Genomic DNA, 21,262 nt, shown 5'->3' with positions numbered 1-21,262 from the left:
AATCGTGCATTGATTAATCAAATAGCCCTTTTGCCAGAATATCACCTTCTTGAGATATACCAGGTAACACGAAGTAATACCCGCCACCGAAAGGTTTGATATAACGCTCTAAAGGTTCACCATCTAAACGTTTTTGCGTATCAATAAAGCCCTTTTTAAGGTTATTTTGAAACGAGATAAAAATCAGCCCCATATCTAGTTGACCTGAAGGCGTTAATCCTAATGAGTAGCTATAACTACGTCGGCGTAGTTTGGCACTATAGCGTTCTGGATTTCTTGGTTCAGCTCGTCGCATATGAGAATCAAATAGCACTCTGTCACCATGAGGATCTTTTTCAAATTGAGGATCGTCCATCTCTTGCTTCATACCTATTGGCGCACCAGTTGAGCGATGGCGACCAAAGTTATTTTCTTGATCTTCAAGAGGCGTTCTATCCCAAAATTCCAAAGCAAAACGAATAAGGCGAACCGCTTGATAACTCCCACCTAGACACCACTGTGGCTCTTTTTGTTTTTCAGTGATCCATACAAGAGAGTCCATCAAACTATTATCTGAAGAAGGTGCGTTACCAGAGCCATCTTTAAAGCCAAAAAGATTAATCGGCGTTTGTCGATTATCGATATCACGAGCAGGAAGAAAACCATCGATTTTCCATACAGCATAAACCTTCCCGGACAGGTGTTTTAAAATATCCCTTAACGCATAAATCACGCTTTCTTGGCTATTCGCACAAAGTTGCAGTAATAGATCGCCACCGCACCATTTAGGATCGAGTCGGTCATTAGGAAAGGGTTTCATTGGCTCTAAGCGTTTAGGTTTTTTAGCTTGAAAACCAAAACGACTATCAAAAAAACTATCGCCTAAAGCGACGGTGACGGTTAATTCATCAGGGTGTAGTTGTGTGCCTAAAATACCAGACTCAGCAGGAGGAAGGTGTGGATTAGCCCTTTGTTGTAGTTCTCTTGGTTGAGTTAAAAACGCAATTCGTTGTGTCAGTATTGTGAATATTTTTTTCACATCATCGGCGCTTGTTACTGTCAGATTAAGTGCAATAAATGAGGCATTTTTTTGTTCTGGTGTAATAACGCCCGCTTGATGTTGACCTAAATAAGCAATAGCGCGTTGATAACGCGAGGTAGATGAAGTTTCTTGTTTTTCTATTGCTTTAGCTCCCATACTGGCGAGTAATAAGCTTCCTCCTAGCCACTTTAACGTTGTACGTTTATTGAGGTTAACAGGATTTTTTGATAGCGATTTAAAGAGAGTTTTATTTTTCATCACTTGCTTCTTTATAGTGATAGTAAACATCAATATTGAGCGTGCTACGTAAGTTTGCGACTTGCTCTGCTAATTGTGTCACTTGAGAAAAAAGCCAACTTTTTTCTGTTTCAGGAAGCGCCGTTAAAGGCTGGAATAGACCTTCATCGCGCTGATATTTTAAAAGTAGAGCACCAATATCGTCATATTGTTTGATAAGAGATTGATATTCAGCTGTTGGAATATGATGAGATAAGATCTCTACGATTAGGCGCGATCCAGATAAATTGGCATAGCTATCTCCCAGATCGCTGTTTGAATATTGATTTTCAATACCAGCGAGTTTGTCAGTCAAAATAAACTCTAGGTTATCACCCGCAGATTGAACCAATTTAGGAATAGGAATATCTTCAATTGCGACACGTTTTTTTAAGTCACTAATGTCTCTTAAAAGGGCTTTTGCCGACTCTGTCGCTTTTTGAGGATCTCTTAATTTAAACAGTTGATATTCAACTAAATGAAATCCTGAAAAACGAGGTGAATTTTCTCTTTCAAGAAAGAAATCAGCCCGATTATTTAATAAACGTTCGCTTGACCCAAAAAGAGCGATAATAGGGCGAATAACCTCATAATAATAATGCGCTTGTTGATAAGCATTTTGTGCATTAATAAGCTGATTTTTTTCACTATTCTTGATTAATTTATTGAGCGACTTTTCAACTAACGTTAATTGCCCAACCGCTTTTTCTCGATAATTTAAAATATCAGTTTCGAACTTTTTAGGAGTCGGGATATCCCCTTTGGCAATAACGATGTTTTCACTATCTTGAATAATGCCCTGAATAATTTTTTCGGCATAAACAGGAAAAGAAAATAATAAGATAAATAGAAAAGCGGTGAGCTTTTTACTTTTCGATTTTGCATTATTTAGCATGGCGAGAACCTCGCTTAAATAACAGTGCGACAACCGCCCAATAGGCAATAAATGTCACCACGCTTAAGCCAATAGGTTGAGAGCGATACGCAAAAAACGAAACTAAAAAATTACCAAAAATACTGGAATCATCAAGAATATGGCTAATATCCCAAAGTGGATAAATAAAGAAATCGGGTAATTCAAAATCCATTTCAATCAGTAGATTTGCAATTTCTTCTACGGCTTTTAATAACAGAGAAACGGCAAGGAATAGTAATAAAAAACCAGTTACGGTAAAGAAATAGCGCCATGAAATCACTTTTGAAGTCAGCAGAAATAGCCACAGTGTGAATACTGCGACAACTAGGCCAATAAAGACTTCAATAAAGAAAGGCAGTACTGTTTGTGTATTGAGGGCCATTATATGGCTAGAAAGGAATACCACCACTTCACTGCCTTCTCTAGCAATCGCAATGGCTACAATCAATAAAATACCCCACGCACTTTGTTGCTGTGTTTTTTGGGTGAGTTCATTTTCTATATTTGCTTTTAATGATTTTCCTTGTCCATTCATCCAATAGACCATCTGTACAATAAGCACACAGGCGAGAATTTCCATTGTGATCATAAATAGAGATTGCCACATGTCTTCTAGCGAGCTAAATACACCATAAATACTCAGCGCTAGAATAACGGCAAGAAATAGCCCAAATATCACACCACCCCACAAGTATTTCATACCTTGTTGTGGTGTTGGTGAACGTTTTATCCACGCATAAATAATACCTACTACTAATAGCGCTTCAAAACTTTCTCGCCAAACAACAAACAGAACTTGTCCCATATTTACTCTGCCTTTTCAGTTGCAACAATTTCACCTTGAGGGTGAGAAAGGTGGAAATCATCAAAGAAGGTGTAACGACCTGGTTTTAGTGGTGCGATTACAACGACAGAATTTGCGCCCGGTGCTAATACTTTTTCTTTACGTAGTTGTGTACTTTCAAATTCAACAGGGCTAGTGCCTGTATTACGAATTTTTATTCTAATGGGTGTTTTTGCCGGTACTTCAAGTACTTGTGGAATAAGTTCACCATCTTTCATTTCTAATTCAACAGTGTATTTCTCTGCTGCAAAAACAGAGGATGTCACCATTAATAGTAGTAATGTGTATTTAGAGAGAGTTTTGATCATCAGAGTTTCACTTAAAAAAAGAGAAAAAGGATAAATCCAAATGATTGGATTTATCCGTTATCAAGCTAATTAGTAACTACCTTTACGGCCTGTACCGCTATAGGTGAAATCCCATGACACTTCAAAGGGTTCAAACCAAGGTGCAACACCAGTTTCTTTATCGATATGGCGACCAAAAGCGATATCTTTGTTATATGAAGGCGGGTAAATCTTATAGGTCACGTTATATTGGCCATTTCCATCCAGTTTCAGGTTTTCACCATAGTGAGGACCATCATTGGCAACCATTGCCATAAATGTGCCTTGCTGTTTTTTCGCTGGAGCATCAGATTTTGTGACGGTGTATTCAATGGTGAGGTAGGGGATCCAATCGCCTTCAGCAAATCCATTCGGATTATCTTCTGTGGCATGAATATCTGCTTCTAAATGGATATCTGCTTTATCAGCAGCTAAGTGATTCATTGCATGATGACCTTCTTCAGTATCCATGGTAATAGGTTGGAGATAAACCCCTTGAATTTCCATACCATTTTTAAGAATAGGGTGACCAACTGGATACTCAACAGCTAATGCAGATACAGAAAGAAATGAGAGTGCAGTGAGAGAGAGCGTATAGCGATATTTCATGTTTAATCCTTATTATTGAATGATAATCGTTATTATTCTTAATAAGGTTAACATGATTTGTATTAGAAATAGGAGATAATTTATACGAAAAATATCGCTTAAGTTGGCAGAGAAGTCAGTGAAAATAGCACTAATACTTTCTTTTATAAAAGAAAAAAATTTGTTGTTCTAAAAGAAATATATGAAGAGAATTAATAATTTCAGATGATAATGTCCAATAAAATCATCTAATTAAGAATGGTATATGGAAATCTTATTTATCTTAATGAGAAGATAAAACAGAAGATTTCCATACTAAGAATATTAAATCTGACTTTGAGCACTCCAAAATTGTTTGGATTGTGTCAATGCCACAGCAGAAACTTGCTCTTCATTTGGTGGTAGGAAAAATGCAGGAGTGACTTTTAGCTCTTGTGCAATATGAAAGAGCATATCAACATCAATCTTACATAGCCCATTCTCATAACGTGAAAATTGTTGCTGGCTAATACCGACTCGTTCAGCGACAACCTTTGCTGACAAGCGAAGTTGCTGGCGTTGTTTACGAATTTTATGCCCAATAATTTGAGAAATGGGATAAATCTTTGACATTAGTGACCTCATTCTTCCTATCAACCACCAATAATATCCAATAAATTGAATATCAAGTTTCAGTGATGGATCTTCAAAATAAACAAGCACTCCGGCTTGAATGAGTAAAATCCATACTAATGTGTTATCGGTTAATTGGGTGAATTATTTATACCCATCATGTTATAAGATGATATTAATTTTCATTAAACTATTTTGATATCCTTCTTTTCTCCAGCAGGATAGTCGAGAATTTTTTGATAAACAGTGCTATATATTACCTAAAGGCCATTTTATCTGTCATTTGTGCTCGCATTTATGATTAATAAAGAGTAAATAATGAGACTATAACAAAAAAGATAAAGCCCTCTTTGACTGTGTTTATACTCGAAAATACCTTTTATGCTTTTTTATAATGGGTTATTTTTGAGTTTTTTTTATATCGTCGAAATTTCCTTTCTTAAACTCGAGTTAAATTCAAACAACTATCCTCACTTTATTGAAATTTATAAAATTACATTCACATCTAATAGGCTACGGCGTTAATATTGTTAACTATAATACTTAGGCAAGATTATAAGTGTTGCAGGGTAATTATCTATTTATCGTCAAGGTCGAGATTATGAATGTAAAAGATATCATTCGTCATGAACCATTTGGAACATTGTTAGGTTATGCGCCTGGTGGTGTCGCGATTTACTCTTCAGATTACAGCAGTATTGATAAAGAAGACTATGCCGCTAATGATTCATTCCGTAGTTATATTGGTAATGAATATATGGGGCACAAGTGGCAGTGTGTTGAATTCGCTCGCCGTTTTCTCTATTTGCATTATGGGGCTGTATTTACTGATGTGGGAATGGCTTATGAGATCTTCTCACTGCGTTTTCTACGTAAAACCATAGATGACGATATATTGCCATTACAAGCCTTCGCGAATGGTAGCAAACAACCCCCAGCAGTGGGTGCTTTGCTGATTTGGCAAGAAGGTGGTGAGTTTAAAGTAACTGGGCATGTCGCTGTTATTACTGAAGTGCTTGAAGATAAGATCCGTATTGCAGAACAAAATGTTATCCACACTCGATTACCTGCAGGGCAACAGTGGACAAGGGAATTACCCCTTAAAGTGACGGATAACGGCTATTTTATTCAAGATACTTTTGATAACACAACGCTATTAGGTTGGATGATCCAAACAGAGCCTAATATCTATAGCCTTCCTCAACCTAAAATTGCTCCTGAATTATTAAATATCCATGCCGAAAAGCTTGATAATAAAGGCCAATTAGATGGCAAGTGGTTAGATGAAAGCTCCCCTCTAGAAAAAGCCTATGTCCTTGCACAACACGGCCATATTATTAATCAAGATAGCTATGAATATTTCACCATCTCAGAAAGTGCAGAGCAGGAACTTATTCGCGCAAGTAATGAAATGCACTTGATGTATCTGCATGCAACAGAAAAAGTGTTAAAAGACGATAAGTTATTACGTTTATTCGATATCCCTGAAGTGTTGTGGCCTCGTATCCGTTTGTCATGGCAAAATAGGCGCCATCAAATGATCACGGGACGATTAGATTTTTGCATGGATGAACGCGGTGTTAAAGTTTATGAATATAATGCTGATTCTGCCTCTTGCCATACAGAAGCGGGTTTAATTATCGAGAAATGGGCACAGAAAGGTGGAATTAAAGACGGTTTTAACCCTGGTGAACGTTTACTTGATGCATTAGCCGATGCTTGGAAACACTGCGATGCGAAACCTTTTGTGCATATTCTTCAAGATGATGATAGCGAAGAAGATTATCATGCTCTCTTTATGCAACAATCGCTGACTCAAGCTGGTTATAGCAGTAAAATTCTACGAGGGTTAGATGAGCTTCATTGGAATAGTCGTGGTCAATTAATTGATGCAGACAAACGTGTCGTTGAATGTGTCTGGAAAACATGGGCTTGGGAAACGGCGTTAGACCAATTAAGAGAAGAGAGTGAGCAACAAGCACTGATCCCTATTCGTACAGGACATGCTGAAGATGAAGTACGTTTAGTTGATGTGCTTTTACGTCCTGAAATTACAGTTTTTGAGCCTCTTTGGACATTAATTCCTAGTAATAAAGCCATCTTACCGGTTTTATGGCAATTGTTCCCCGATAACCCTTATTTATTAGATACTGATTTCACGGTGACACCTCGTCTTGCACAAAGTGGTTATGCAATTAAACCTATTGCGGGACGTTGTGGTAGTAACATTGGTTTAGTGGATCATAAAGAGAATGTCTTAGATGAAACCAATGGTCAATTTGATCATCAAGAAAATATTTACCAAGAACTATGGTGCTTACCAAAAGTGGCAAATCGTTATATCCAAGTTTGCACCTTTACTGTTGGCGGACATTATGGTGGTTGTTGCTTACGTTCAGACCCAACTCTGGTGATTAAGAAAGAGAGTGATATTGAGCCTTTAATAGTGATTGAAGATAAACACTTTTTAGCTAAATAAGATCATAGACGTTTAGAATTAAGAAATAATAGACCCGCCTAATTGGCGGGTTTATTGTAAAAATAACTAGATCCTTAGTGAGAAATAGAATGATACAAAAATTTGAAACGCTTAGTGAGTTATTAGCATCGCTTTCAACACTTGAATCTAATGAGTGGATTTATACGGAAATTGCAAATTGGGATCGTGATCCTAATAAGGCGATTTTTTATTACATTCCTTGGGATTATCTTCAAGAATTACCTGATGATGAAATTTACCTTGATGATGAAGGTCTAGAAATGCCAAAAGTTGTTGAAGATAAAAACTTACGGGGCTGGATGGTCGTTTGTGATTTAGTGTTATTTTATCAAACCCAACAAGCTCAACAAAAAAACTTGCAGTGGGTCATTGAAGAAATTAACTATTATCGTGAGTATGATGCCTTTCGATGTTTGAGTTAGATTTTATTCGTAGTAATAAAATATCAAATCATTAACTATAATAATTTGATAATTAATGCTTTTATTTGTTTTTTTAGTAAAGAATATTTTCAATATTAGGCCAATCATCGGCATAATGATCTGTCATTAATAAAAAACATTCAGCAATAGCACGGTTGAGTGATTTATGTTCAACAGTGTCTTTTTCTACTGAAGTGACAGACCATACTTTGTTTTCTTGATGATAAGAGCATGTCATTTCACAATCTTCTAATAAAGAAAGTGCATCATTGGCATTTTTGAGTAAATCGAATGACGCACCATCAGGATCTAAAGAGCTCCAAACTTTTTCGGTTTCTGCATCAAATTCGATTTCATAACCATAACGACGATAGATAGCGGTTAGGTTTATTTGAAAATCTGTATAGTGGCTATAACGATGAATGGAAGGTTGGTAAGTATCAGGCTCTTGAGTTTTTCGATTATTTTTATAGTCTTGAATTTGTGTCTCGCGAGCTTGTGCGCGTTGATAGCCCTTGTCGTCAAATTCTAAAATACGTGCTTTGCGATGAATGTTACTAAAATCCAGCACCGCAGCCCCGTAATAAAGTCCTTCTTCTGTTTTTACATCCAGTAAATCAACGAGGATATAGTGTTTATTTTCTGTGATATTTTTTTTATTCGTGATCGTTAGCCCTGCATATTCTGCAATAGCAATAATTTGTTGTGTTGAAAAGGTCATCTCTTTCATCGGATTTTCCTTAAAAAATTACATGCTTTCCTTGATTTGTTTTTTCAGCCATTGAATGAAAAGTTGTACTTTAGCATTATTTTTTTCATTTCGAGTGACAAGGTAATAACGCTGAGCACAAAAAAGCTCACTATTATCAAAAGGAATAATTAATTCTTTATTAGCCAATTGTTTTTGCACTAAACGCTTCCTTCCCATTGCCACCCCTGAATGGTTCACAGCAGCGATAACAGCAAGATCAGAACGGTCAAAACAGATATTGCTGCGATTAGGAAAAAGTGAAAGCCCCATATATTCACTCCAAGCTCGCCATTCATCAAAATCAGAGTTATTACTCCACGCTTGTCTATCATGTAGCAAAGTGCAATTAGAAAGATGATGAATATTGCCGGCAAGCTCATGTCTTTTCGCGTATTCGGGACTGCATACAGGAATAATAGATTCTGAAATTAAATCTTCACAATAAAGGTTTTGTAGTTGCTTATCATCGAAATAGATTGCGAGATCAATACCATAGCCTCGAAAGTTAATATCATCATTTCCTGTGAGTAGATTTAACTCAATGGATGGATAACGTTCAGTAAAATCTGAAATACGAGGGACTAACCAACATTGAGCAATAGAAGGGCGAGAATAAACAGTGAGAACACCGGAAACTTCTTGATTATGAATATCTAAAATTTCTTGGTTAATATCTTCTAGTGTTTTTTTAAGTGCCCAATAAATACGCTCTCCTTCTTCTGTTAACTCAATTCGGCGATGAAAGCGGTTAAATAGCTTAATTCCTAGCTCTTCTTCCAATGTATTAATACGGTGGCTAATGGCACTGGGGGTTAATGATAGCTCTTCTGCCGCTAAAGCGAATGAAAGATGACGACCTGTTGCTTCAAAAGTGTGAAGTCTTGCTAATTGATAACTGGATAATCGTTTATTTCTTAAAATCACGTTAGAAGATTCAAACATTCTTTTATTCTCGTTTTGTTATTGATAGTAACGTAAGTTAACAATCAAGGTAATGTTAAGATGAAATACCATGCTACCACTCGTCACAATGTGATTATTTGTGCTTTTGATCACTTATTTGAGTTAATTGAGTTCATCTTAGTGTAAGTTTTCATCATTTGTAAGTACCGAATGATTAATATTCAATATGATTAACAATAAATAAAATATTTGGGATGGATATATGGATTCAACGTTATGGGTGCTAGGTACTCTGATAATTAGTATCTTGCTCATTGTTTTTACTATAATAAAACTTAAGTTTCACCCGTTTTTAGCCTTACTATTGGCAAGCTTCTTTGTGGGTACTGCAATGAAGATGAATCCTTTAGAAATGGTAAATGCGATTGAAAATGGTATTGGTGGTACGTTAGGATTTTTAGCAGCAATTATCGGTTTAGGCACTATTCTTGGTAAGATGATGGAAATATCAGGTGCCGCAGAACGCATCGGTATTACATTACAAAAATGCCGTTGGTTATCTCCAGACGTTATTATGGTATTGGTTGGTCTTATTTGTGGTATTACACTTTTTGTTGAAGTGGGTGTGGTATTACTTATTCCTCTTGCTTTCTCAATTGCGAAAAAAACAAATACATCATTATTAAAATTAGCTATCCCATTATGTACAGCATTAATGGCTGTTCACTGCATTGTTCCTCCTCATCCAGCTGCTCTATTCGTAACAAATGAATTAGGAGCAGATATGGGAACCGTTATTGTTGCAGGTCTTGCGGTAGGCTTAGCTGCATCTTTAGTCGGTGGTCCTTTATTCTTAAAAATATTAGGTGAGCGCTTACCATTTAAAACCGTACCTGAAGAATTTTCTGATATGGAAATTCGTGAAGAAAAAGATTTGCCTTCATTAGGTGCCACTCTGTTTACTGTCTTATTACCTATTGTTCTGATGCTGATAAAAACAGCAGCCGAATTAAATATGACTAAAGGTACATCGATTTATACCGCATTAGAGTTTATTGGTAACCCAATTACTGCGATGTTTATTGCTGCCTTTGTTGCTTATTATGTGTTAGGTATTCGCCGTAATATGGGCATGAATACTTTATTAAAGAAAACAGAAGATAGCTTTAGCTCCATTGCCAACATCTTATTAATTATTGGTGCGGGGGGGGCTTTTAATGGCATTTTAAAAGGTAGTGGTTTAAGTGAATCTTTAGCGTTAATTCTTTCTAACTTGGATATGCATCCAATTTTATTGGCTTGGTTAGTCGCCATTATCCTTCATGCAGCTGTTGGCTCTGCAACTGTTGCAATGATGGGAGCTACTGCAATTGTTGCACCATTAATGCCTTTATACCCAGACATTAGCCCTGAAATTATTACATTAGCAATTGGTTCAGGTGCTATTGGTTGTACCATCGTCACAGACTCACTGTTTTGGTTAGTGAAACAGTATTGTAATGCAACTTTAAGTGAAACTTTTCGTTTTTACAGTGTCGCGACCTTTATTGCCTCCTTTGTCGCATTAGGCGGTACATTTATGCTTTCTTTTGTCATATAAAAGAGAACGACTATGAGCCATATAGATATAAATAAATTAAAAAGTAATTTTCCACTAGTTAATGACTTAGTGGACTTAAAAGAAGTGGTTTGGTTTAACCCAAAAGTGACCTCCACTGACCAGGGACTTCCATATGTTGGTTTAACGCAAGATGACGTAATTGACGCACAAGCGCGGTTACAACGTTTTGCACCTTATTTAGCTAAAGCATTTCCAGAAACAGCGGTTACTAAAGGGATCATCGAATCAGAAGTGGTTGATATTCCTAAGATGAAAGTTGCTCTTGAAAAGCGTTATAACACCTCTATTAGCGGTCAATTGCGTTTGAAAAAGGACAGTCACCTGCCTATTTCAGGTTCAATTAAAGCACGCGGTGGGATTTATGAAGTACTGACTCATGCTGAGAAATTGGCGATCAATGCGGGATTATTAAGTACAGATGATAATTATGAAAAGTTATTTTCTGATAAATTCCGTGAGTTTTTTAGCCAATATAGTATCGCGGTAGGTTCAACAGGCAACTTAGGTATGTCTATTGGGATCATGAGTGCGAAATTAGGCTTTAGTGTGAGTGTTCATATGTCTGCTGATGCACGTCAGTGGAAGAAAGATAAATTACGCTCTCATGGCGTGAATGTTGTTGAATATGAACAAGATTATAGTATTGCGGTAGAAGAGGGGCGTAAAGAAGCAGAGAAGGATCCTAACTGTTTCTTTATCGATGACGAAAACTCAAAAACATTATTCTTGGGTTATGCGGTAGCGGGATTACGTTTAAAACGCCAATTTGAAGAACAAGGTGTTCGTGTTGATAGTGAGCATCCTCTGTTTGTTTATCTGCCTTGTGGTGTTGGTGGTGGCCCTGGTGGTGTTGCTTTTGGGCTGAAATTGGCATTTGGTGATGCAGTACACTGCTTATTTGCCGAGCCAACGCACTCACCTTGTATGTTATTGGGCGTTTATACCCAATTACATGAAGGCATCTCAGTACAAGAGATTGGTATCGATAACGTCACTGCTGCTGATGGTCTTGCCGTTGGTCGTGCATCAGGCTTCGTAGGTCGTGCAATGGAGCGCTTAATTGATGGTTATTACACTATTGATGATCAAGAGCTTTATGATTTACTCAGTTTATTAAATAAAGAAGAAGGAATTAAGTTAGAACCTTCGGCTTTAGCTGGAATGGCTGGTGCTATACATGTCACTCAAGCTAGAGATTATCTGCAAGGCTTATCACTGGACAGTCAAAAAATGCAAAATGCAACGCATTTAGTGTGGGCGACTGGCGGTGGTATGGTTCCTGCGGATGAAATGCAAAAATATCTTGCTCAAGGAAAATAGAGTGTAGAACGGGTGCTATCAGCTTTTGTTCTGATAGCATCTTAAAAAAATAAAGGGAATAGTACAAGTATCTCTAATCATTATTTAAAACAATAATAGCGTAGCAATGTGTTACACCAAGTGTTACATCAAACATTCACACCAGGATGTCACACCAGGGGAAAATGTCGTAGTATTATTATAAAAAAGAGGCACCCATTGGGTGCCTCGCTTACTTTATATCTTGTTAAATCTGAATATATTAAAAATCAATTTTGACATTTACTCCATAATTTCGACCCGGTAATGGCGCTAAGTATTTCAATTGAGAAGATGCCGCTCTTGCTTCAGTATTGGTGAGATTATTAATAATAAAATCAACTGAAACGTCTAACTTATCAAGATGATATTTTTTACCAATACCCGCATCGACTAAAGTATAAGAAGGGAAAGTAATATCTCCACCATACATTAATCCACCACTTTCTTTCTGTTTTTTATTGTAAGTGGCGCTACTAAATGCCGTTAATTCTCCATGCTGATAATTAATGCTAATACCATGTTTTTCATTAGGTAAGTTTGGCAAATAATTACCTGCAATAAATAGCTTTCTTTTGCTTTTATTTTCGACAAAATCCCCAAATAGTGTAAATGTGAGATTGTGCTCGTGAGGTAACTCGTATAAATACTTAAATTCGTATTCTAATCCTTTTGTTTCAAGATCTGTTTCATCCCATTCCATAACGGTAACGCCACCACGGCTAACTCCTGTTAATCTCCTAAATTTAAAGTCACTATAGTCTGTTTTATACAGATTAAGTTTATTAGAGAAATTACCAACCTCGATAACAGATGATAATTCAATACTTTTACTTTTCTCTGTATTAAATTTACTATTTCCTTGTTCCTCAATTAGATAAGCATAATGAGGACCATGTGTATAAAGTTCATTAATTTCTGGTGCCCGATAGGAAATATTTTGTTGTAGCTTTAATGTCCATTCATCAATTGGTGTAAAAGATAAGGCTAGTGTATTTGCACTTGTATCAAAATGACGGTTTTGTAAATTAGAACCTTGTCCTCTACCGCTATTATAATTAGCTGGAATATTGAGGTGATGTTGAGTGTAGCCTTTACGGTATCCAGCGGTAATTTCAAAAGGAGATAAATTGAGTGACTCAACCCAATATATCCCATACTCTTTGGTTAATACACTTGGTAAATAAGCATCATAACCAGACGTTTTCAGATCACGATAATTACCATTAACGCCAACAGCACCATTTAACCGATTAAATAGTGGAGCATGTGCAGTTTCTAATGCTAATTGGTGATTTTTTGTCTCAAATACTGATGATGCAATTTGTCCCACCAATTCTTCATCTTTAGATTCAGAATAAGAGTAATAAAAAGCACTGTCCCTTAAAAAAGGTGTTAAGTGATAATGTTTTCCCTGTATATCTATCCGCCGATTATGGTTTGAAACTGAAACCGGTTTATACATTTCTCGGCTTGTTTTTGTGGTGAGATAGGCATATCCTGGCACACCGTAAGAAGTCTGAAAATCAGTAACAGATAAACCTATATAGCCTTTATCTCTAATATAAGAAAGAGATGCATTGCCACTTTGGCTTTTTAAAAAGCTATTCGGGATCTCTTTATTGTTATTTTCAACATAATGTTTAGGTGGAGTTACATGTTCAATAGATGGAGGACTACCGGGTTTATATAGTGAATTTGGTTCGTTATTTACATAGCCAATGCCTGAAAAATAATCTTTATCTTTAAAGGTGTATTTATCGCCTTCACTTAACTCATATTCAATCTGATACTTTTTCCAGAATTCACTAATATAAGGATAAGCTTCAGGATTACGACTGGTAAAAACTTTCATATCCACTTGGCATTGATCACGTAATGCAAAGTGCTCTTTAAGTTGCTGAAAGCTGTAGCAAGGACCTGCTTTAGAATTCGTAGGAATTTTATATCTAGAGACACGCTTCGTTGCTCCAGAAAGATTAAAAATCCAATTTTCTTCATCGCTGAGTTTAATATTTGCAGAGCCACCATTACCGTTATTGGTACTTCCATTAAAAGTCACTGCACCTGAAATGGCTTTTTCAGGTAATTGTGTCATTATCCTATCATCCCATAAATGAATGGCACCACCGCTTGTACTACCACCATAAAAGAGTGCTTCAGAATTCTTACTGATCGATATTTCATTAATTCGGTTCATATCAATGGGAATAGGCATATTTCCACTAATAAATGAAACATCATTAATTGGCAGATTATTGACTAAAATACCGACACGATTTCCTGATAAACTTCGAATAACAGGTCTTGCAGCATTAGGTCCAAAACCTTCGGCTTGTACACCCGCAACTTTTGCAACGGTATTACCAATAGTATTCGTTTTTATTTGTTCAAGTTGTTTATCTTTTATCTCTTCTCGGTTATTAAGTAATAAAGAGGAAAACGTCTCTTTATTTTTTATTAGTGTACCTTTAACTGTTATTGCATCGTTTTGATTTTCTTTTTCTTTGCCTTTATCATCATTACTCTCTTTTCCATATAAAGGAGATGACAAAAGCATAAGCAAAATAATAGAGAGTTTACTTTTTTTCATGATATTTATATTAGAATGTAAGAGTAGCGCCTAAGATAATATTACGACCTGGTAAATACATTTCATCTTTAATATAAGAGGTACTATCTTTCCCTTTTGCATCAAAAATATTATTAATCTTGGCATATAAGGTATAATCGGAGTTGTCTAAATAACCAATATATTCACTACCTAAACTAACCGTGTTATAAGAATCCGTAGGTGTTTCATACTCGGTTGTTTTATTCTGTTTCCCAAAATGATCAACACGGATTTGTCCAGTTAAGTTTTCTGCCAAACTATGTTTAATATAAGCACTTAATCGATAAGCCGGTATTCTTGGTATATTTCCCTTATTATTTAGTAAATTTGCTCTGATATAATCACCAGAAATACCAATTAAGTTATCTTGGTTATAGTAATAATCAATATTTCCTTCTACACCTTTAAATTGTGCATCATGTTGAACATATTGTAATGAACGATAACCATTATTTAATTCAGCACCAGTAAACTTGCCGTAAATATAATTATTGATACGATTGTAATAGGCACTCATATTAAATTGAATATCGCCTGTTACTTTAGTTACTCCAATATCAATATTATTTGCGGTTTCTGCAGTTAAATTAGGATCGCCTTTTTCAATGGTTCTACTTGCGGCATGAACACCATTCGCATAGAGCTCTTCTGCGACAGGTAATCTTTTTGTGTGTGATAGTGATAAATTTAAAAAATAGTCTTGTGTAAAATTCCACGCTAATCCAGTAGAAATAGAAGATGCACTCTGTTTATTAGTTTTTTGAGTTTCTCTATTTAACAGCGATTGCCACTCTTGGCGAAATCCTAATTCATAGCGAAAATCACCTAATTGGTATTCTTCTAATAAAAAGAGTGAGTGATTTTTTGTTTTTGTTGAAGGAACATAAGCCTCCTCTCCATAGGCACTAAAATCACGTTGATTAAATTGTCCGCCAATAACGCCATGCCAGCCTAAAATGGGTTGATGTGTGAAAGAAAATCTTAATTCATCTCCTTTGTTTTTAAATTGGGTACTGACTTCATGACCTTCTTTTTCGTCATGATGATAATTGGTTCTGGCTGCACTGAAACGTACAGATTCAATACCGACAAAAGGGTTACTTTTTTCACCACGAAGATCCCATCGTTTACTCTCCATAACAATATAAGGAATGCCATGTTCATGTTTTTCATCAGGGTATTCATGATTGTGATCATGATGATGACCAGCTAAAGGAGGGCTAATAGGGGTGTGGTGGTGGCCCTCATCATGATCGTGAAAATGAGTATGACTAGGCAATCCATATCGGCGATGCTGTTCACCATAGCCAATACCAATATAGCCATCATCAAAGATCCAAGATGTACCAATATTTGCAGATTGGTTATCTTGATAAGAGCCTGCTAAACGGCTAGGTTCTCCTTGATGCAAAGGCGCAGGTTGTTTGTAATCGCTTTGATAACGCTTAGTGCCTTCAATACGCAGAGCTAAATTATCTTGCCCTAATGTTAATCCGGCTGATCCTGTATTTCCCTTAGAAACGGAATCGTATTGATACTGTAATTCACCCTCGTAGCCTTTTTCAGGTACTGACATAGGAATTTTGCTATCAATAACATTTATTGCTCCACCTATCGTGCCTCCTCCATAAAGTAATGTTGCTGGTCCTTTTAATACTTCAATACGCTGGCTTAAAAAAGGTTCACTGGTGATGGCGTGATCAGCACCAATAGATGAAACATCCATAAGATCACTACCACTGTGCAATACCTTGACTCGATTTCCTGACATTCCCCGAATAACAGGGCGTACCGAACCCCCCCCAAAAAAGCTGGCATGAAAACCTGGCAAAGATGTCAATGTTTCTGCAATAGATGCACTACGATTAGTGCGTAGATCTTCTTGTATTAAAACTGCAACGGGTATTGCCATTTTCTCTTGTGACGTATGTAAAGGTGTTGAATAGACTTTTAATACCTCATTATTCTGATTTTCTTTTGACTTTATTGCAGGGATTGCATTTGCAAATAAAGAATAACTTATTGAAATAAAAAGTGTTGTATAGCTAAAAATAGATTTTTTCATATCACTTACCCTTCTTTGTTTATTATGTTATAACATAACATTTTGTAAATATTGTAAGTAAATATAATTATTATTAGCAAGTGATCATTTTTAAAAATAATAAAAATATTATAATTAATTGTAATTTAAGGATAAAAAATAAATTAAGAGTATCAAAAGTAAAGAGGCAAAAAAGGCGCCATAATGACGCCTTGAAGATAAATGATAAAATAGGGTGAAAATGTTTATTCTAAAATAAACATGCCATAAGGATGGATTTGCAGATAGTAGCTATCGCCTACATTAGGTTGAAGCTGTGTGGCATTGACTTGTAATAGCAAGGTTTGATTTTGCCATTCCACTGTCACTTCATATTGAGGCCCCATATAAGCGACATGGACAATTTTGCATTGCTGACAAGCATCACCTTGTTGAGATAAGGTGATCGCTTCAGGTCTAACGCCCACTCTCACTTCTGTTTTAGTCGTATTAAACGTATCTGGTTTTGGTAAACGATATTGGAAGATATCAACATAATCAGCGCCCAATGTCGCTGGGAATAAGTTGGCATCCCCCATAAAGCTTGCCATAAATTCAGAAGCGGGTTGGCGATAAAGAGTTTGCGGTGAACCTAATTGCATTATCTTGCCTTTATTCATCACCAATACCATATCAGAAACCGCAAATGCTTCACTTTGGTCATGAGTTACGTAAAGAGAGGTGATATTAAACTGTTGTTGTAATTCACGAATTTTCTCTCTCATACTACGGCGTAAGTTCGCATCAAGGTTACTCAGTGGTTCATCAAAAAGTAACACTTTAGGCTTTAAAATTAACGCACGCGCTAAGGCGACACGTTGCTGTTGTCCACCCGATATTTGGTCAACAAAGCGGTCTTCAAAACCGGCTAAATCCACCAGCTCTAAAGCTTCAGAGACACGTTGTTTAATTTCAGCTTTAGGTCGTCCTAGCATTTTTAAGCCATAGCCAATGTTTTCCCCCAAAGACATATGAGGGAAAAGGGCGTAAGACTGAAACACCATACAAATATCACGTTGCTGGATTGAGCGGTCAGTAACATCCTCACCATCAATAAAAATCTTACCTTCTGTCGGTTTTTCTAACCCTGCAACTAAACGTAACACCGTTGTTTTACCACAACCTGAAGGCCCCAATAATGAAACCATTTTGCCTTGTGGAATAGACAAACTGAGATCTTCAATTACCGTGTTAGAGCCAAAACGCTTAATTACATTTTTCAGTTCAACGAAATGTTGTTGTGTCATGATTTATACTCCGTATTACTGTGCATTTTTGGCTTTAGAGCGTGAAACACGGGCTTCGCCAATCAAATAGTCAAATAAGAAAATAATTGCCAACATCACAACGATTAAAATCGAGCCGTAGGCAATTGCGACGCCGTATTCACCATCTTCAACACGATTTAAAATATAAGCGGTGGCAACGCGTGTATCTGGTGTAACAAGGAAAACAATGGCACTGACTGTGGTAATGGCACGCACAAAGCTATAAATCAGCGCAGATAAAATAGCAGGGCGTAATAACGGTAATAGCACATAGAAAATGGTTCTCATTGAGTTCGCTCTTAAACTTAGAGAGGCTTCATCAAGAGATTTATCAATTTGTCCTAACCCCGCAATACCTGCACGTATTCCCACTGGTACGTTACGCATTGTCATAGAGATAATGACAATGGCAGCTGTTCCCGTTAAATAGAAAGGCGAGTCGTTAAACGCAAGAATATAAGAGACACCTGCAACGGTTCCCGGTACAGCGAAACAAAGCATTGTAGTGAACTCGATACTTTTCTTACCTTTAAAGTCTTGGCGTACTACGATATAGGCAATTAATAGTCCGAGAATGGCTGTAATCGGCGCCGCAATACCTGCATATAACAAGGTATCTAACAACGAAGGCCATGCACCGTCACTCATTCCTTGACCAAATAGTTTGATAAAGTTATCGAATGTTAAGGTGTAATCAACCCCCCAGTTAACAGTGAAACTGCCATAGAAAATACTGCCATAGAGCAGGATATTAAAGACAACCCAAATACCTAAAACGGTAGTCACAAAAGCAATCAGTGAAGACGGAAGAGGTTGAACATCACCGCGATAAGATTTACCTGATACCGTGACGTAAGAGCGTTTACCAATCCACATATACTGCACACAGAACACTAATAGTGAGAAAACTAGCAGTGATGCACCTAATGTACTGGCTGATTGATAATCCAGCTGAGAGCCTGTGATATAGAAGTAAATTTGTGTGGCGATAACGTCAAAGTTGCCCCCTAAAACCAGAGGGTTACTAAAGTCGGCCAGAGATTGCACAATCACAATTAAAAACGCATTGGCTAACGCGGGCTTAAGTAACGGCATAAAGACGTTAAAGAAGGTTTGATAGCGGTTAGCTCTTAAGGTGTAAGACGCTTCTTCCAATGAAGGATGAATGGTTTTTATAGCACCATCTAAAATCATAAATGACATTGGGGTAAAGGCGAGTACTTGAGCTAACCAAATCCCTGTAAAACCGTATAACCAGTTGGTATTTTCCAGTCCTGCGTAAGTCGCGAGAAACTCTGTCACATAGCCAGAGCGGCCCATCATTAATGTCACGCCTAAACCGACAACAAAAGGAGGTGTAACAATAGGTAAGATAGAAAATACACGACCAATAATGGCAGAACGTACCGCAATACGAGACGTATAAATTGCCAAAATTAAACCAAAGAAAGTACAACCGATACCCACTGCGATAGAGAGCACAATAGAGTTGAGCATCACTTGCACAATATGAGCTTGGCTTAAAATAGCGATAAACTCAAAAGGTGCAAAATTGCCCGCGCTATCTTTAAACATCGGAATAAAAATAGCGATACTTGGGAAGATGATAAAGGCGCCAATCAGTGCAACAACGGCGATTAAAGAGCCAATAACAAAACTGTCACCACCCAGCCATTCAAGGCGTGTTAAGGCGGTTTTCATGATCATTCCCAAAGAAATAAAGAGGATGATCGCAGAATAACCTAAGCCACGCCCTTCAAGAGTTGCACTAACGATTGCAATAAATGCACAAAATAGCGCAAAACTAGCATCAAAATAGTGGCGAGAGCGATTTTCACGCTTAGGAGCAGTTAATGGACGAAATAACAGTAAACTAGGTAATAAAAACCAGAGCCAACTGATATTGACGCTACTCCAGCCGTAAGAGGTGAGCAATTCATCTGCTGTAGAATCTAAAAGACCGTAATCAAGGCTCCATGACGGCAGTAAAGCAAATGCCATCCATGCAATTAGGATCCATAAAAATATGGGATCCCGCCTCTTTTTTTCAGGTAAAGCGAGTGTGTGAGACATAAATCCCCCGAGAGTAAATGTATTTATTATTATGAGAAAAAGAGAGCGAGAGGTTATCTCGCTCTATTAATGAGCTATTTACCCATTTTTACTTCGGTAACCCACTTATTAATCAGCTCTTTACGCACTTCGCTATCGCCATATTTATCCATGTCGTAGTTAATGAGTTTTAAGTCTGATAATTTCAGTGCCATTGGTGAAGATTCAGCCGAAGTATTAGTTAGAATTTGGTAAGATTTACCTTCTTTCCAGCTAATTTCCTGAGCTTCTTTTGAGAGTGTCCAATCTACGAATAATTTTGCGTTATCCATATTGCGGGCATTTTTAATGATACTCACACCACCGATTTCATAGCCTGTACCTTCACAAGGTGAAATCAATTCAAGTGGAGCGCCATTTTCAACTTCTAATGAGTAGTCATGTAAGAAACCAATACCAATGGCGGCTTCGCCACGCGCTGCATTTCGTGCCGGAGCAATACCTGATTTGGTATATTGAGAGATGTTTGTGTTGATTTTTTTCAGATAATCAAAGGCTTGTTCAGTGCCCCACAATTGGTCAAAGGTTGCCAGTGCAGTGTAAGCTGTACCTGAGCTTTGTGGATCAGCGATTTGAATTTCACCTTTATATTCAGGTTTAATTAAATCTTTCCAGCAAGTTGGGATCGCAATGCCTTTTTCTTTTAAGCGATCTTTATTCACGCCAAAACCTAAAATGCCGACATAAACCGCAGAAGAGTAGTTGCCTTTGCGTTTAGCTGGATCACGAAACTGTGCCATTATCTGATCGAGGTTAGGTGAAACATAAGGCTCTAGTAGATCCATTTCACCAGCTTGTGAGTGAGGGTCCATTGTACCGCCATACCAAACGTCAGCTTGTGGATTACGTTTTTCAGCTTCAATTTTAGCTAAAGTACTTCCTGAACCATTACGAACGAAGGTTGTTTTAACATCATACTTTTCGGCAAAGGCTTTTGTTTCAGCTTCACACATGGCATTTGTCGCACTACAGTAAACCACTAAGCGACCAGCCGCATTTGTTGATAAGCTAACTGCAGAAAGAGCCAGACCAGCAGCAACGAGTGTAGAGAGGGTTTTCAATTTCAT

17 protein-coding genes are annotated in these 21,262 nt (G+C 37.1%); 4 read left to right on the top strand and 13 right to left on the bottom strand.

Annotated features, from left to right (window positions below; translation table 11 throughout):
• Positions 1 to 13: 13 nt before the first annotated feature.
• The 6 genes from efeB to DK857_RS00400 all read right to left on the bottom strand — a co-directional run bounded on the left by efeB (position 14) and on the right by DK857_RS00400 (position 4,583).
• Positions 14 to 1,279 (bottom strand): iron uptake transporter deferrochelatase/peroxidase subunit, encoded by a 1,266-nt coding sequence (efeB, locus tag DK857_RS00425; protein WP_109401276.1) that lies wholly within the window; start codon positions 1,277 to 1,279, stop codon positions 14 to 16.
• Positions 1,269 to 2,192: an EfeM/EfeO family lipoprotein gene (locus tag DK857_RS00420; RefSeq protein ID WP_109401275.1), complete on the bottom strand. Its 924-nt coding sequence runs from the start codon at positions 2,190 to 2,192 to the stop codon at positions 1,269 to 1,271. Before DK857_RS00420 ends, efeB begins: the two co-directional genes overlap by 11 nt.
• Positions 2,182 to 3,018 carry an FTR1 family iron permease gene (locus DK857_RS00415; protein ID WP_109401274.1) on the bottom strand — a complete coding sequence of 279 codons (837 nt, stop codon included), beginning with the start codon at positions 3,016 to 3,018 and terminating at the stop codon, positions 2,182 to 2,184. The genes DK857_RS00420 and DK857_RS00415 overlap by 11 nt, the downstream gene beginning before the upstream one ends.
• A gap of 2 nt (positions 3,019 to 3,020) precedes the next feature.
• Positions 3,021 to 3,365 (bottom strand): cupredoxin domain-containing protein, encoded by a 345-nt coding sequence (locus DK857_RS00410; protein ID WP_109393295.1) that lies wholly within the window; start codon positions 3,363 to 3,365, stop codon positions 3,021 to 3,023.
• A 69-nt stretch (positions 3,366 to 3,434) separates the two neighbouring features.
• Complete coding sequence (locus DK857_RS00405) at positions 3,435 to 3,992, bottom strand: iron transporter (protein WP_109401273.1); 558 nt, start codon at positions 3,990 to 3,992, stop codon at positions 3,435 to 3,437.
• Between the two features lie 303 nt (positions 3,993 to 4,295).
• Positions 4,296 to 4,583: a helix-turn-helix domain-containing protein gene (locus tag DK857_RS00400; protein WP_072063612.1), complete on the bottom strand. Its 288-nt coding sequence runs from the start codon at positions 4,581 to 4,583 to the stop codon at positions 4,296 to 4,298.
• Between the two features lie 601 nt (positions 4,584 to 5,184).
• Here DK857_RS00400 and gss point away from each other — a divergent pair.
• Positions 5,185 to 7,062: a bifunctional glutathionylspermidine amidase/synthase gene (gene gss, locus DK857_RS00395; protein ID WP_109401272.1), complete on the top strand. Its 1,878-nt coding sequence runs from the start codon at positions 5,185 to 5,187 to the stop codon at positions 7,060 to 7,062.
• 89 nt (positions 7,063 to 7,151) lie between these two features.
• Complete coding sequence (locus DK857_RS00390; RefSeq protein ID WP_109393298.1) at positions 7,152 to 7,505, top strand: hypothetical protein; 354 nt, start codon at positions 7,152 to 7,154, stop codon at positions 7,503 to 7,505.
• A gap of 73 nt (positions 7,506 to 7,578) precedes the next feature.
• Here DK857_RS00390 and DK857_RS00385 read toward each other — a convergent pair whose 3' ends face one another.
• Together DK857_RS00385 and dsdC are read right to left on the bottom strand one after the other, a co-directional pair.
• Positions 7,579 to 8,235, bottom strand: coding sequence for a hypothetical protein (locus tag DK857_RS00385; protein WP_109401271.1), 657 nt, complete (start codon positions 8,233 to 8,235; stop codon positions 7,579 to 7,581).
• Positions 8,236 to 8,253: 18 nt separating this feature from the next.
• Entirely contained in the window at positions 8,254 to 9,198 is a 945-nt protein-coding gene (dsdC, locus tag DK857_RS00380) for a DNA-binding transcriptional regulator DsdC (RefSeq protein ID WP_109393300.1), read from the bottom strand.
• A gap of 223 nt (positions 9,199 to 9,421) precedes the next feature.
• Between dsdC and dsdX the strand changes: the two genes are divergently transcribed.
• Both dsdX and DK857_RS00370 read left to right on the top strand, forming a co-directional pair.
• A complete protein-coding gene (dsdX, locus tag DK857_RS00375; protein WP_109393301.1) occupies positions 9,422 to 10,759 on the top strand; it encodes a D-serine transporter DsdX in 1,338 nt (445 codons plus the stop codon).
• Between the two features lie 12 nt (positions 10,760 to 10,771).
• Entirely contained in the window at positions 10,772 to 12,100 is a 1,329-nt protein-coding gene (locus tag DK857_RS00370; protein ID WP_109401270.1) for a D-serine ammonia-lyase, read from the top strand.
• Positions 12,101 to 12,341: 241 nt separating this feature from the next.
• On the opposite strand, the gene DK857_RS00365 is transcribed toward DK857_RS00370, so the two are convergent.
• The 5 genes from DK857_RS00365 to DK857_RS00345 all read right to left on the bottom strand — a co-directional run bounded on the left by DK857_RS00365 (position 12,342) and on the right by DK857_RS00345 (position 21,262).
• Positions 12,342 to 14,711: a TonB-dependent receptor domain-containing protein gene (locus DK857_RS00365; protein ID WP_109401269.1), complete on the bottom strand. Its 2,370-nt coding sequence runs from the start codon at positions 14,709 to 14,711 to the stop codon at positions 12,342 to 12,344.
• A 10-nt stretch (positions 14,712 to 14,721) separates the two neighbouring features.
• Entirely contained in the window at positions 14,722 to 16,797 is a 2,076-nt protein-coding gene (locus DK857_RS00360; RefSeq protein WP_109401268.1) for a TonB-dependent receptor, read from the bottom strand.
• Positions 16,798 to 17,021: 224 nt separating this feature from the next.
• Positions 17,022 to 18,062, bottom strand: a complete 1,041-nt coding sequence (gene fbpC, locus DK857_RS00355) for a ferric ABC transporter ATP-binding protein (protein ID WP_075673470.1) — start codon at positions 18,060 to 18,062, stop codon at positions 17,022 to 17,024.
• A 15-nt stretch (positions 18,063 to 18,077) separates the two neighbouring features.
• Entirely contained in the window at positions 18,078 to 20,156 is a 2,079-nt protein-coding gene (locus DK857_RS00350; protein ID WP_109393306.1) for an ABC transporter permease, read from the bottom strand.
• A 74-nt stretch (positions 20,157 to 20,230) separates the two neighbouring features.
• Complete coding sequence (locus tag DK857_RS00345; protein WP_109401267.1) at positions 20,231 to 21,262, bottom strand: ABC transporter substrate-binding protein; 1,032 nt, start codon at positions 21,260 to 21,262, stop codon at positions 20,231 to 20,233.

The organism is Proteus terrae, from assembly GCF_003144325.1.
GTDB lineage: Bacteria > Pseudomonadota > Gammaproteobacteria > Enterobacterales > Enterobacteriaceae > Proteus > Proteus terrae.
Note: the sequence above shows the minus strand (reverse complement) of the source record. Positions and strands in the feature narration are given on the sequence as shown.

Coding starts and splice junctions, on each gene's coding strand:
- gss (WP_109401272.1), top strand. CDS start 5,185: ATGAATGTAAAAGATATCATTCGTCATGAACCATTTGGAACATTGTTA.
- DK857_RS00365 (WP_109401269.1), bottom strand. CDS start 14,711: ATGAAAAAAAGTAAACTCTCTATTATTTTGCTTATGCTTTTGTCATCT.
- DK857_RS00390 (WP_109393298.1), top strand. CDS start 7,152: ATGATACAAAAATTTGAAACGCTTAGTGAGTTATTAGCATCGCTTTCA.
- DK857_RS00400 (WP_072063612.1), bottom strand. CDS start 4,583: ATGTCAAAGATTTATCCCATTTCTCAAATTATTGGGCATAAAATTCGT.
- DK857_RS00385 (WP_109401271.1), bottom strand. CDS start 8,235: ATGAAAGAGATGACCTTTTCAACACAACAAATTATTGCTATTGCAGAA.
- DK857_RS00410 (WP_109393295.1), bottom strand. CDS start 3,365: ATGATCAAAACTCTCTCTAAATACACATTACTACTATTAATGGTGACA.
- DK857_RS00370 (WP_109401270.1), top strand. CDS start 10,772: ATGAGCCATATAGATATAAATAAATTAAAAAGTAATTTTCCACTAGTT.
- dsdX (WP_109393301.1), top strand. CDS start 9,422: ATGGATTCAACGTTATGGGTGCTAGGTACTCTGATAATTAGTATCTTG.
- fbpC (WP_075673470.1), bottom strand. CDS start 18,062: ATGACACAACAACATTTCGTTGAACTGAAAAATGTAATTAAGCGTTTT.
- DK857_RS00415 (WP_109401274.1), bottom strand. CDS start 3,018: ATGGGACAAGTTCTGTTTGTTGTTTGGCGAGAAAGTTTTGAAGCGCTA.
- DK857_RS00420 (WP_109401275.1), bottom strand. CDS start 2,192: ATGCTAAATAATGCAAAATCGAAAAGTAAAAAGCTCACCGCTTTTCTA.
- dsdC (WP_109393300.1), bottom strand. CDS start 9,198: ATGTTTGAATCTTCTAACGTGATTTTAAGAAATAAACGATTATCCAGT.
- efeB (WP_109401276.1), bottom strand. CDS start 1,279: ATGAAAAATAAAACTCTCTTTAAATCGCTATCAAAAAATCCTGTTAAC.
- DK857_RS00345 (WP_109401267.1), bottom strand. CDS start 21,262: ATGAAATTGAAAACCCTCTCTACACTCGTTGCTGCTGGTCTGGCTCTT.
- DK857_RS00405 (WP_109401273.1), bottom strand. CDS start 3,992: ATGAAATATCGCTATACGCTCTCTCTCACTGCACTCTCATTTCTTTCT.
- DK857_RS00350 (WP_109393306.1), bottom strand. CDS start 20,156: ATGTCTCACACACTCGCTTTACCTGAAAAAAAGAGGCGGGATCCCATA.
- DK857_RS00360 (WP_109401268.1), bottom strand. CDS start 16,797: ATGAAAAAATCTATTTTTAGCTATACAACACTTTTTATTTCAATAAGT.